The organism is Salmonella sp. 5800 (assembly GCF_046558195.1).
Lineage (GTDB): Bacteria > Pseudomonadota > Gammaproteobacteria > Enterobacterales > Enterobacteriaceae > Salmonella > Salmonella enterica.
In genome coordinates this window covers 116,402-128,855 of sequence record NZ_JBGDOX010000009.1, presented here as the reverse complement: position 1 = coordinate 128,855, position 12,454 = coordinate 116,402, and the positions used below count along the sequence as shown (strand labels likewise).

Sequence of the window (12,454 nt, the reverse complement as noted above, 5' to 3'; positions counted from 1 at the left end):
CGGACGAGCAGTAAGCTTACCGGGGCGTTTCTTTTTTCAACCCTCCAGGGGCCATAACGTGTAATAACGAGGCCGGAATAGCATATGTCTGAACAAATTGTCACACCTGAAAGCAGTACCCCGGTAGTTCTTAACAACGAAACAAAAATCAACCTGCTGGATCTCAACCGTCAGCAGATGCGCGAGTTTTTTAAAAACTTAGGTGAAAAGCCTTTCCGCGCCGATCAGGTGATGAAATGGATGTATCACTATTGCTGCGATAATTTTGATGAGATGACCGACATCAACAAAGTGTTGCGCGGCAAATTAAAAGAGGTCGCGGAAATCCGCGCGCCGGAGGTCGTTGAAGAGCAGCGTTCCTCAGACGGCACCATTAAGTGGGCGATTGCTGTCGGCGATCAGCGCGTTGAAACGGTCTACATCCCGGAGGATGACCGCGCTACGCTGTGTGTCTCTTCACAGGTAGGATGCGCGCTGGAGTGCAAATTTTGTTCAACTGCGCAGCAGGGCTTTAACCGCAACCTGCGCGTATCGGAAATTATCGGTCAGGTCTGGCGTGCGGCGAAAATCGTCGGCGCGGCCAAAGTCACCGGCCAGCGTCCGATCACCAACGTGGTCATGATGGGGATGGGCGAGCCATTGCTTAACCTGACCAATGTCGTACCGGCGATGGAAATTATGCTCGATGACTTTGGTTTCGGCCTGTCCAAACGTCGTGTCACGCTCTCAACGTCCGGCGTGGTGCCTGCGCTGGATAAACTGGGCGATATGATAGATGTCGCGCTGGCTATCTCCTTACATGCGCCGAATGACACTATTCGCGACGAAATCGTCCCGATCAACAAAAAATACAATATCGAAACGTTCCTGGGCGCGGTTCGCCGCTATCTGGAGAAATCCAACGCCAATCAGGGGCGCGTGACGATTGAATACGTGATGCTTGACCACGTCAACGACGGCACTGAACACGCGCATCAACTGGCGGAGCTATTAAAAGAGACGCCTTGTAAGATTAATCTGATTCCGTGGAACCCGTTCCCTGGCGCGCCGTATGGCCGCAGCTCTAACAGCCGTATCGATCGCTTTTCTAAAGTTTTGATGAGTTATGGTTTCACAACCATCGTACGCAAGACGCGTGGCGATGACATTGATGCGGCGTGCGGACAGTTGGCAGGCGATGTGATTGACCGTACTAAACGTACTCTGCGTAAGCGTATGCAGGGAGAGGTGATTGACATCAAGGCTATTTGATAGCAGTTGCGCCACGGGGCATTCATTATACCGTGGCGCAATGTCAGTTGAATAATGTCTGGCGTTGTACTTGTCTGGTCAATAATAACGGTGCGTTTTTGTCGACTTTAAGGCAGTATGTAACGGTGCAACAAGAGTTTAGCCTTGTGTCTTACGCGGTTTTGTCATCTGCGGCCTGACAGGCTTATACTGTCTGACTAAGGTTAACTAACCTGATGTTTCGCGGTGTGGGCGGGCATTACGGCTCGTCGGCGCCTGAATCCTAATTTACACGTACCTGTAGCTGTAGCGAATGAATACTGAAGCCACGCACGACCAAAATGAAGCACAAACCACCGGCGTTCGTCTGCGCAATGCCCGTGAACAACTCGGACTCAGCCAGCAGGCTGTCGCTGAGCGACTTTGCCTGAAGGTTTCTACGGTACGCGATATTGAAGAAGATAAGGCGCCGTCCGATCTTGCTTCAACCTTCCTGCGCGGATATATCCGCTCATATGCGCGTCTGGTGCATGTTCCAGAAGAGGAACTGCTGCCGGGGCTGGAAAAACAGGCCCCGCTGCGCGCCGCCAAAGTCGCTCCGATGCAGAGTTTCTCATTAGGAAAGCGTCGCAAAAAACGCGATGGCTGGTTAATGTCTTTTACCTGGCTGGTACTGTTTGTGGTCGTAGGGCTGACCGGCGCCTGGTGGTGGCAGAACCATAAGGCGCAGCAGGAAGAGATCACGACAATGGCCGATCAAAGTACGGCTGAACTGAACGCAGATAAAGACAGCGGCCAAAATGTACCGCTGGACACCCGTGACGCGACAAGCCAGGATACGACGCCAGCGCAAACGGCTCCGGCTCCTGCGACGCCGGTTGATTCGACAGCGGCGACGCAAACGCCAGCGCCAGCGCCAACGGCAACGGCAACGCAAAATACGGTAGTCGCGCCTTCGCAGGCGAATGTCGATACGGCTGCGACATCTGCCGCGCCAGCGGCAACGGAAACGCCGTCCGCGCTGCCGACCAGTCAGGCTGGCGTAGCGGCGCCTGCTGCCGATCCGAACGCGCTGGTGATGAATTTTACCGCTGACTGCTGGCTCGAAGTCACTGACGCCACGGGTAAGAAGCTGTTTAGCGGTATGCAGCGTAAAGATGGTAATTTAAACCTAACAGGTCAGGCGCCTTATAAACTTAAAATTGGCGCGCCGGCCGCGGTGCAGATCCAGTATCAAGGAAAACCTGTCGATCTGAGCCGCTTTATCAGAACTAATCAGGTTGCGCGTCTGACCCTTAATGCCGAACCGACACCGGCGCAGTAACAGACGGGTAACGCGGGAGATTTTTCATGCATAACCAGGCTCCGATTCAACGTAGAAAATCGACACGTATTTACGTTGGTAATGTGCCGATTGGCGATGGCGCCCCCATCACCGTCCAGTCGATGACTAACACGCGTACCACTGACGTGGAAGCGACGGTTAATCAGATCAAAGCGCTGGAACGCGTTGGCGCAGATATTGTTCGTGTTTCTGTACCGACCATGGACGCCGCCGAAGCGTTCAAGCTTATCAAACAGCAGGTTAACGTCCCGCTGGTTGCCGATATTCACTTCGACTACCGCATTGCGCTGAAAGTAGCGGAATACGGCGTTGACTGCTTGCGTATCAACCCCGGCAATATCGGTAACGAAGAACGCATTCGCATGGTGGTGGACTGCGCGCGCGACAAAAACATCCCTATTCGTATCGGCGTAAATGCCGGATCGCTGGAAAAAGATCTGCAGGAAAAATACGGTGAGCCGACGCCGCAGGCGCTGCTGGAATCAGCCATGCGCCATGTCGATCATCTCGATCGTCTCAACTTTGATCAGTTCAAAGTGAGCGTAAAAGCGTCCGATGTATTCCTTGCCGTTGAGTCTTATCGTTTGTTGGCTAAACAGATCGATCAGCCGCTGCATCTGGGGATCACCGAAGCGGGCGGCGCGCGTAGCGGGGCAGTCAAGTCGGCGATCGGTTTAGGTCTGCTGTTATCGGAAGGCATCGGCGACACGCTGCGCGTATCGTTGGCGGCCGACCCGGTGGAAGAGATCAAAGTCGGTTTCGATATTTTGAAGTCGCTGCGCATTCGCGCGCGCGGCATCAATTTCATCGCCTGCCCGACCTGTTCTCGCCAGGAGTTCGACGTTATCGGCACGGTGAACGCGCTGGAGCAGCGTCTGGAAGATATCATCACCCCGATGGACGTCTCGATCATCGGTTGCGTAGTGAACGGGCCTGGCGAAGCGCTGGTATCGACGCTGGGCGTGACGGGCGGCAATAAGAAAAGCGGCCTGTATGAAGACGGCGTGCGTAAGGACAGACTCGACAACGACGATATGATCGCGCAGCTTGAATCTCGTATTCGCGCGAAAGCAAGTCAACTTGATGAAGCGCGTCGGATTGACGTGCTGCAGGTTGAAAAATAAGAACGTGATGGGAAGCGGCGCGCTTCCCGTGTATGATTGAACCCGCATGGCTCCCGGTTCGTTCGGGGAAGCGCTGAGGGTTCATTTTTATATTCAGAAAGAGAATAAACGTGGCAAAAAACATTCAAGCCATTCGCGGCATGAACGATTATCTGCCTGGCGAAACCGCCATCTGGCAGCGCATTGAAGGCACACTCAAAAACGTGCTCGGCAGCTACGGTTACAGTGAAATCCGCTTGCCGATTGTAGAGCAGACCCCGTTATTCAAACGCGCGATCGGTGAAGTTACTGACGTGGTTGAAAAAGAGATGTACACCTTTGAGGATCGCAACGGCGATAGCCTGACATTGCGCCCTGAAGGTACGGCGGGCTGTGTACGCGCCGGCATCGAACATGGTCTCCTGTACAATCAGGAACAGCGTTTGTGGTATATCGGCCCGATGTTCCGTCATGAGCGTCCGCAAAAAGGCCGCTACCGTCAGTTCCACCAGCTAGGCGCCGAAGTCTTCGGCTTACAAGGCCCGGATATTGACGCGGAGCTGATTATGCTGACCGCACGCTGGTGGCGCGCGCTAGGCATCGCTGACCACGTTAGCCTGGAGCTGAACTCTATTGGTTCATTAGAGGCGCGTGCGAACTATCGCGATGCGCTGGTCGCGTTCCTCGAACAGCATCAAGAGACGCTGGACGAAGACTGCAAACGCCGTATGTATACCAATCCGCTGCGCGTGCTGGATTCAAAAAATCCGGACGTGCAGGCGCTGCTCAACGACGCGCCCGCTCTCGGCGACTATCTCGATGACGATTCACGCGAGCACTTTGCCGGCCTGTGTAAATTGCTGGACGCGGCGGGGATTGCCTACACCGTCAACCAGCGTCTGGTACGCGGTCTGGATTACTACAACCGCACCGTATTTGAATGGGTAACAAACAGTCTGGGGTCACAAGGCACCGTCTGTGCGGGTGGTCGTTATGACGGTCTGGTGGAACAACTGGGTGGTCGCGCTACCCCGGCAGTGGGCTTTGCGATGGGCCTGGAACGACTTGTTTTGTTAGTTCAGGCAGTTAATCCGGAATTTATTGCCTCTCCTGTTGTCGATATATACCTGGTAGCTGCCGGCGCACAAACGCAGTCTGCGGCAATGACGCTGGCGGAGCGGCTGCGCGATGAAATGCCAGGCGTGAAGCTAATGACAAACCACGGCGGCGGCAACTTTAAGAAACAGTTTGCCCGCGCCGATAAGTGGGGTGCCCGTATTGCACTGGTTCTTGGCGAATCTGAAGTCGCCGATGGGACTGTTGTAGTGAAGGATTTGCGCTCCGGTGAGCAAACGGCAGTGGCGCAGGACAGCGTCGCCGCGCATTTGCGCACTTTATTGGGCTAAGGAGAAGGACAGCGTGGAAATTTACGAGAACGAACACGACCAGGTGGATGCGATTAAACGCTTCTTTGCCGAAAACGGCAAAGCGCTGGCTGTCGGAGTGATTTTAGGGGTTGGCGCGCTGGTTGGCTGGCGTTACTGGAGCAGCCATCAGACGGAGTCCGCGCGTGCTGCTTCTCTGGCGTATCAAAATGCGGTGACGGCGGTAAGCGCCGATAAGCCGGATAGCATTCCCGCCGCAGAAAAATTCGCGGCTGAGAATAAAAATACCTATGGTGCGCTGGCGTCTATGGAACTGGCGCAGCAGTTTGTGGATAAGAATGAACTTAAAAAAGCCGAAGCCCAGTTGCAGCAGGGGTTGGCGGCCACCAGCGATGAAAATCTCAAAGCGGTGATTAATCTGCGTCTCGCTCGCGTTCAGTTACAGCTTAAGCAAGCTGATGCCGCGCTGAAAACTCTGGATGCCGTTAAAGGCGAAGGATGGACGGCCATTGTCGCTGATTTGCGCGGCGAAGCGTTGCTGAATAAGGGTGATAAAAAAGGCGCGCGCAGCGCATGGGAAGCGGGCGTCAATAGCGATGCTTCTCCGGCGTTGAGCGAAATGATGCAGATGAAAATCAACAATTTGTCCATCTGAGAGGGACCCGATGCAATTGCGTAAATTACTTCTGCCAGGGTTGCTTTCCGTTACCCTGCTCAGCGGCTGTTCACTGTTTAGCGGCGAAGAAGATGTCGTCAAGATGTCTCCATTACCGCAGGTTGAAAACCAGTTTACCCCGACCACTGTCTGGAGTACCTCTGTCGGTAACGGAATTGGCGAATTTTATTCTAACCTTCATCCGGTAATGGCAGATAACGTGGTCTATGCAGCCGATCGCGCGGGCGTGGTAAAAGCGCTCAATGCGGATGATGGCAAAGAGATCTGGTCTGTGAATCTGGGCGAAAAAGACGGCTGGTTCTCTCGTTCGTCCGCGCTGTTGTCCGGCGGCGTCACGGTCGCGGGCGGTCACGTCTATATCGGCAGTGAAAAGGCCGAGGTTTATGCGCTGAATACCAGCGACGGCACTACAGCATGGCAGACGAAGGTCGCAGGCGAAGCGTTGTCTCGCCCGGTTGTCAGTGATGGAATCGTCCTTATCCATACCAGCAACGGTCAGTTGCAGGCGCTAAATCAGGCGGATGGCGCCATTAAATGGACGGTGAACCTGGATATGCCTTCGCTGTCGCTGCGCGGGGAATCTGCGCCGGCAACCGCGTTCGGCGCGGCTATCGTTGGTGGCGACAATGGCCGCGTCAGCGCCGTGTTGATGCAACAAGGCCAGATGATTTGGCAACAGCGTATCTCCCAGGCCACTGGCCCAACGGAAATTGACCGTCTGAGCGACGTTGATACCACGCCGGTTGTGGTAAACGGCGTCGTTTACGCGTTGGCGTATAATGGTAACTTAACGGCGCTGGATCTGCGCAGTGGTCAGATTATGTGGAAACGCGAGCTGGGTTCGGTCAATGACTTTATCGTCGACGGCGACCGTATCTACCTGGTCGATCAGAACGATCGCGTGCTGGCGCTGACCACTGACGGCGGCGTAACGCTGTGGACGCAAAGCGATCTGCTGCACCGTTTGCTGACCTCCCCGGTGCTGTATAATGGTGATTTAGTCGTCGGCGATAGCGAAGGTTATCTGCACTGGATTAATGTTGATGACGGGCGTTTTGTGGCCCAACAAAAAGTAGACAGTTCCGGTTTTCTGACCGAACCGACGGTGGCGGATGGTAAACTGCTCATCCAGGCCAAAGACGGTACGGTCTACGCGATTACGCGTTAATCGTCACGGTTGTGCGTTTTAAAAAACGGCTCCTGGTGTAGGGGCCGTTTTCCTGTTTTTAACAATGGCGCAAAATGCGCGCGTTGTCTGATGATTTTTTTAATGAGGCTTTAAACATGGTACCTGTGGTCGCGCTTGTCGGGCGCCCTAACGTCGGAAAATCCACGCTATTTAACCGTCTGACCCGCACCCGAGATGCGCTGGTTGCGGATTTCCCGGGTCTGACTCGTGACCGTAAGTACGGTCGTGCGGAAGTTGAAGGCCGCGAGTTTATCTGTATCGACACCGGCGGTATTGACGGCACCGAAGACGGCGTCGAAACGCGGATGGCGGAACAGTCGCTGCTGGCGATTGAAGAAGCGGATGTGGTGTTATTCATGGTAGATGCGCGCGCTGGCCTGATGCCGGCGGATGAAGCGATTGCCAAACATCTGCGTTCCCGTGAAAAACCGACCTTCCTGGTGGCGAATAAAACGGATGGTCTCGATCCCGATCAGGCGGTTGTCGATTTTTACTCGCTGGGATTAGGCGAAATTTACCCTATCGCCGCCTCACATGGTCGCGGCGTATTGAGCCTGCTGGAACATGTGCTTCTGCCGTGGATGGATGATGTCGCGCCGCAGGAAGAGGTGGATGAAGACGCGGAATACTGGGCGCAGTTCGAGGCGGAACAAAATGGCGAAGAAGTGCCGGAAGATGATTTTGACCCGCAAAGCCTGCCGATAAAGCTGGCGATTGTTGGTCGCCCGAACGTAGGTAAGTCCACACTCACTAACCGTATTCTCGGCGAAGAGCGCGTGGTGGTATACGACATGCCAGGCACTACTCGCGACAGCATTTATATCCCGATGGAACGCGACGAACGGGAATATGTGCTGATTGACACGGCGGGGGTGCGTAAGCGCGGAAAAATCACCGATGCGGTAGAAAAGTTCTCGGTGATTAAAACGTTGCAGGCGATTGAAGACGCTAACGTCGTACTGTTGGTTATCGATGCGCGCGAGGGGATCTCCGACCAGGATTTGTCTCTGCTGGGCTTTATCCTCAATAGTGGGCGCTCACTCGTTATCGTAGTCAACAAATGGGATGGCCTGAGCCAGGAAGTCAAAGAGCAGGTGAAAGAGACGCTGGATTTCCGTCTGGGCTTTATTGATTTTGCCCGCGTCCATTTTATCTCTGCGTTACACGGCAGCGGCGTCGGCAACCTGTTTGAGTCCGTACGCGAGGCTTACGACAGTTCCACTCGCCGGGTGAGCACTGCGATGCTGACCCGTATCATGACGATGGCGGTGGAAGATCATCAGCCGCCGCTGGTGCGCGGTCGCCGTGTGAAACTGAAATATGCCCACGCTGGCGGCTATAACCCGCCGATTGTGGTTATTCACGGCAACCAGGTAAAAGATCTGCCAGACTCCTATAAGCGCTATCTGATGAACTACTTCCGCAAGTCGTTGGAAGTGATGGGAACGCCGATTCGCATTCAGTTTAAAGAAGGGGAGAACCCGTATGCGAACAAGCGTAACACACTGACGCCAACGCAAATGCGCAAACGTAAGCGTCTGATGAAACATATCAAGAAAAGCAAGTAATGTTTTTTCAGTAATATTCCAGGCCTGACAAGCTCGCGCTATCAGGCCTTTCGAGTAAAAGTGAGTCACGCGCCTGAGGAGAATGTTATGGAAATAACCTGCCCCGTTTGCCATCACGCGCTGGAGCGCAATGGCGATACTGCGCATTGCGAGACATGCGCTAAAGATTTCTCGTTACAGGCAATTTGTCCTGACTGCCGCCAGCCGTTACAGGTTTTGAAAGCTTGCGGCGCAATGGACTATTTTTGCCAGAACGGTCACGGTTTAATTTCAAAAAAACGGGTTAATTTCGTCATTTCCGATCAATAAAACCGCTGTCGACGTTGCGCCGCAGAGCAGAGGCGCCGACGTCTTATCCGGCTAAAGGCAAAATAGTTATTCGATACTCCCGTAATATCTGCATAGTATTCTGCCCGGCGGCTATTTAATTCTTTTTATTTATTCAACTATTTATAGGGAATATTATTCCCTAAAATTAATATTATAAATAAATAGCAGCTTTCTTTTTTATTTATTATATCAATATTATTAGTCTGTTTCATATTAAACATTTCTTTTTAGGAATATATTTAGGCCTGTTGGTTATGATTCCGTGTGAATCATCCATATAATATCGTTTTATAGAGGCGTATTTATTTAACGACAGGGATATCATATGGTGCGAAGGATTCGCATTCTGGTTCTGCTATTAGTGTCTGGAGTATCAGTAGCGGCTTCCGGCGCAGATAACCCTGTATCTGCAAATAATGATGAAAGCCACTCCTCCCTGCCTGATTTAGCCAGCGAATCCGCGAAAAAAGAAGAACAGGAAAATAAAGGAAAGACCTTTAAAGAACGGGGCGCTGACTACTTTATTAATTCCGCCACCCAGGGCTTTGATAATCTCACCCCGCAAGCGTTGGAATCCCAGGCGCGCGGTTATATTCAAGGGCAAGTCACGTCTTCTGCGCAATCCTATCTCGAAGGTATGCTTTCGCCTTATGGTAAAGTTCGTACCAGTTTATCTATTGGCGAAGGCGGCGATCTGGACGGCAGTTCGCTGGATTATTTTATTCCCTGGTATGACAACCAGAGCACGCTTTTCTTTAGCCAGATTTCGGCTCAACGTAAGGAAGACCGCACCATTGGTAACGTTGGGCTTGGCGTGCGCCAGAATGTCGGCAACTGGCTGCTTGGCGGCAACGCATTCTATGACTACGATTTTACGCGCGGTCACCGTCGATTAGGTCTGGGAACTGAAGCCTGGACGGATTACCTGAAATTCTCCGGCAACTATTACCATCCTCTTTCTGACTGGAAAGATTCCAAAGATTTTGACTTTTATGAAGAACGACCCGCGCGCGGCTGGGATATCCGCATGGAAAGCTGGCTGCCGTTTTATCCGCAGCTTGGCGCTAAATTAATTTACGAACAGTACTACGGCGATGAAGTGGCGCTGTTTGGCACCGATAACCTGCAAAAAGATCCTCATGCCGTTACCGTCGGACTAAATTATACGCCGGTACCGCTGGTCACGGTTGGTACGGATTACAAAGCCGGTACTGGCGATAGTAACGATTTTAGCGTTAACGCGACCGTGAACTATCAGATAGGCACGCCGCTAGCGGCTCAGCTCGATCCGGAAAACGTTAAAATTCAGCACTCCTTAATGGGCAGCCGCACCGATTTTGTCGATCGTAACAATTTCATCGTTCTCGAATATCGCGAGAAAGATCCGCTGGACGTTACGTTGTGGCTGAAGGCTGACGCCACCAACGAACACCCGGAATGCGTGATTGAAGATACGCCTGAGGCTGCGGTGGGGCTGGAGAAATGTAAGTGGACGGTCAACGCGCTGATTAACCACCATTACAAAATTATTTCTGCTTCCTGGCAGGCGAAAAACAACGCCGCCCGTACGCTGGTGATGCCGGTAGTAAAAGCTAATGCGTTAACCGAAGGCAACAATAACAGCTGGAATCTGGTGCTTCCTGCCTGGGTTAATGCCGAGACCGAGGAGCAGCGCACCGCCCTGAACACCTGGAAAGTACGCATGACGCTGGAAGATGAAAAGGGCAATAAGCAGAACTCCGGCGTGGTTGAAATCACCGTCCAGCAGGATCGCAAAATTGAACTGATCGTCGACAACATTGCCGATACCGATCGCAGCGATCACAGCCATGAAGCCAGCGCGCTGGCCGATGGCGAAGACGGCGTGGTGATGGATCTCCTGATCACCGATTCTTTTGGCGACGCCACGGATCGCAATGGTAACGAACTGGCGGACGATACCATGATGCCAGAGTTGTACGACAGCAATGATAAAAAAGTCACCCTGGCCCAGACGCCCTGCACCACGGAAACCCCCTGCGTGTTTATTGCCAGCCGTGACAAAGAAGCGGGGACGGTGACGCTTTCCAGTACCCTGCCGGGAACTTTCCGCTGGAAGGCGAAAGCAGACGCCTATGGCGACAGTAACTACGTTGATGTCACTTTTATCGGCGACAACCTGAGCGCGCTGAATGCGGTGATTTATCAGGTCAAAGCCGCCAACCCTGTCAACCTTATCGGCAAAGAAGATAAGCACCCTACGGTCAATAATACCTACCGTTTCCTGCTGTGGCGCGACAAGAATAAAGACGGCGTATTCCAGATGTCTGAGCAGCTCACGGAAGAAGAGATGTCGCTGTACGACTACCAGTGGGAGTTTACCGGGCAAAGTACAAACGGACATACCGGCGCGCTGGCCAACACCATGAATGAAGATCTTGTCCTGCCAGTAACCAATAAAGAGGCAGCGCAGAAGTTTGCCGCCAATGAGGAAGATGGCGTTCAGGGTTACGGCATACGCGTTACGTATAGCCAGAAATAGCGTCAGCGTTATGGCTGACCAGCCAGCCGCTGAATTTGGAGAAAAAGGAGAGTCTGAATGCAAGCAACAGTAAAACGGCGGCTGACGAAGGTCGCTTTAGCATTAGTGGTTGCCGGATATTGCGCCGCGCCAGCGGTGGCGGCAAACGGTAATCTGAAATCGGGGCAGTGGCAGATTGTCTCTGAACAGACGGGCACCATTCAGGGTACGGTGCCGTGGATTACCCGTGCGGCGGATAAAACCGCGGATACCGACAAAGATCACGTGACGGTAACTATCGATCGCGGCTCAAGGACCATTACGACCGAAGGCGATAAGCAGTTTCACGTTGGCGATAAAGTCACGGTGAACTGGGCGATTGGCGATACGGAAGGCGACCTCGACACCGACAACGCCGCCACGAAACTGACGGTGCAGTGGATGAGATACAGCGACCAGAATGGTAGCAATCCCGAAGAGATTGGCACCAAAGGTAGCGATACCTATGAAATTCAGGCGGGTGATGCAGACCACTATATCGGTATCAAAATCACGCCAACCACCACTACCGGCGACCCTGCCGTGGCAACCGAACTGCTGTTGAAAGACCTGTCGACCAATACGGGCGGTGGTTCGGATGACGACGATATTCCGGAAGGTCCGGTGGTGGATGAAAACGTCCATGTGGTTATCTACGAGTCTGGCTCAACCACCAACCTGCTGGGTACCTCTACTCCGCTCAAAACCAACACAACTTATAAAGTTCTGTTGTGGAAAGATAAAGAGGGTGGTACGGCAGGTAAATACGATACCGGTGAAGAGGTTACCAGCCAGTACGACTACCGCTGGAAATTCGTCGGCACCAGTAAAATTGCAGGTACCGGTACTGGCGGTATCGTCAACGAAAGCTGGAACGATAAAGACCTTGTCATCCCTGTCACCAACGCCGAAGCGAAAACGGCGTTCGAAGGAGCAGACGGCGGCGTTACCGTGGGTAGCGACGGTGTCCAGGGCTTTGGTTTGTCCATCGACTACAGACGCAAATAAGTTGTCCTCAACATACCACTCCCTGCGGGGAGTGGTATTTTCCGCGCACTTTGCTTAGCTGCACGCTAAGCAAAGTGGGTT

10 protein-coding genes are annotated in these 12,454 nt (G+C 53.1%); all 10 read left to right on the top strand.

The genetic code is table 11. From position 1 onward, the window contains the following. Nucleotides 1-84: 84 nt before the first annotated feature. Nucleotides 85-1,251, top strand: a complete 1,167-nt coding sequence (locus ACLJZ5_RS16870; RefSeq protein WP_000003206.1) for a bifunctional tRNA (adenosine(37)-C2)-methyltransferase TrmG/ribosomal RNA large subunit methyltransferase RlmN — start codon at nt 85-87, stop codon at nt 1,249-1,251. A gap of 292 nt (nt 1,252-1,543) precedes the next feature. After that, a complete protein-coding gene (gene rodZ, locus ACLJZ5_RS16865; RefSeq protein WP_023219898.1) occupies nt 1,544-2,554 on the top strand; it encodes a cytoskeleton protein RodZ in 1,011 nt (336 codons plus the stop codon). A 26-nt stretch (nt 2,555-2,580) separates the two neighbouring features. Next, nucleotides 2,581-3,699 (top strand): flavodoxin-dependent (E)-4-hydroxy-3-methylbut-2-enyl-diphosphate synthase, encoded by a 1,119-nt coding sequence (gene ispG / locus ACLJZ5_RS16860; RefSeq protein WP_000551832.1) that lies wholly within the window; start codon nt 2,581-2,583, stop codon nt 3,697-3,699. Between the two features lie 110 nt (nt 3,700-3,809). After that, the gene (hisS, locus tag ACLJZ5_RS16855; RefSeq protein WP_001107139.1) at nt 3,810-5,084 is read left to right on the top strand and encodes a histidine--tRNA ligase; all 1,275 of its coding nucleotides are present in this window, start codon (nt 3,810-3,812) and stop codon (nt 5,082-5,084) included. A 13-nt stretch (nt 5,085-5,097) separates the two neighbouring features. Then, nucleotides 5,098-5,718, top strand: coding sequence for a YfgM family protein (locus tag ACLJZ5_RS16850; RefSeq protein ID WP_024797652.1), 621 nt, complete (start codon nt 5,098-5,100; stop codon nt 5,716-5,718). A gap of 10 nt (nt 5,719-5,728) precedes the next feature. Beyond that, on the top strand, nt 5,729-6,907 hold the full coding sequence (gene bamB / locus ACLJZ5_RS16845; RefSeq protein ID WP_001177072.1) for an outer membrane protein assembly factor BamB: 1,179 nt from the start codon (nt 5,729-5,731) through the stop codon (nt 6,905-6,907). Nucleotides 6,908-7,023: 116 nt separating this feature from the next. Continuing rightward, nucleotides 7,024-8,496, top strand: a complete 1,473-nt coding sequence (gene der, locus ACLJZ5_RS16840; protein ID WP_023196046.1) for a ribosome biogenesis GTPase Der — start codon at nt 7,024-7,026, stop codon at nt 8,494-8,496. An 87-nt stretch (nt 8,497-8,583) separates the two neighbouring features. Next, nucleotides 8,584-8,805 (top strand): zinc ribbon domain-containing protein, encoded by a 222-nt coding sequence (locus ACLJZ5_RS16835; protein WP_024797651.1) that lies wholly within the window; start codon nt 8,584-8,586, stop codon nt 8,803-8,805. Nucleotides 8,806-9,151: 346 nt separating this feature from the next. Further along, the gene (sinH, locus tag ACLJZ5_RS16830) at nt 9,152-11,347 is read left to right on the top strand and encodes an intimin-like inverse autotransporter SinH (protein WP_024797650.1); all 2,196 of its coding nucleotides are present in this window, start codon (nt 9,152-9,154) and stop codon (nt 11,345-11,347) included. A 57-nt stretch (nt 11,348-11,404) separates the two neighbouring features. After that, the gene (locus ACLJZ5_RS16825) at nt 11,405-12,373 is read left to right on the top strand and encodes a SinI family autotransporter-associated protein (protein WP_024797649.1); all 969 of its coding nucleotides are present in this window, start codon (nt 11,405-11,407) and stop codon (nt 12,371-12,373) included. Nucleotides 12,374-12,454: the final 81 nt, after the last annotated feature.

Excerpts from the sequence above, each read along its gene's own strand:
- ACLJZ5_RS16870 (WP_000003206.1), top strand. The coding sequence starts at position 85 with ATGTCTGAACAAATTGTCACACCTGAAAGCAGTACCCCGGTAGTTCTT.
- rodZ (WP_023219898.1), top strand. The coding sequence starts at position 1,544 with ATGAATACTGAAGCCACGCACGACCAAAATGAAGCACAAACCACCGGC.
- ispG (WP_000551832.1), top strand. The coding sequence starts at position 2,581 with ATGCATAACCAGGCTCCGATTCAACGTAGAAAATCGACACGTATTTAC.
- bamB (WP_001177072.1), top strand. The coding sequence starts at position 5,729 with ATGCAATTGCGTAAATTACTTCTGCCAGGGTTGCTTTCCGTTACCCTG.
- der (WP_023196046.1), top strand. The coding sequence starts at position 7,024 with ATGGTACCTGTGGTCGCGCTTGTCGGGCGCCCTAACGTCGGAAAATCC.
- ACLJZ5_RS16835 (WP_024797651.1), top strand. The coding sequence starts at position 8,584 with ATGGAAATAACCTGCCCCGTTTGCCATCACGCGCTGGAGCGCAATGGC.
- sinH (WP_024797650.1), top strand. The coding sequence starts at position 9,152 with ATGGTGCGAAGGATTCGCATTCTGGTTCTGCTATTAGTGTCTGGAGTA.
- ACLJZ5_RS16825 (WP_024797649.1), top strand. The coding sequence starts at position 11,405 with ATGCAAGCAACAGTAAAACGGCGGCTGACGAAGGTCGCTTTAGCATTA.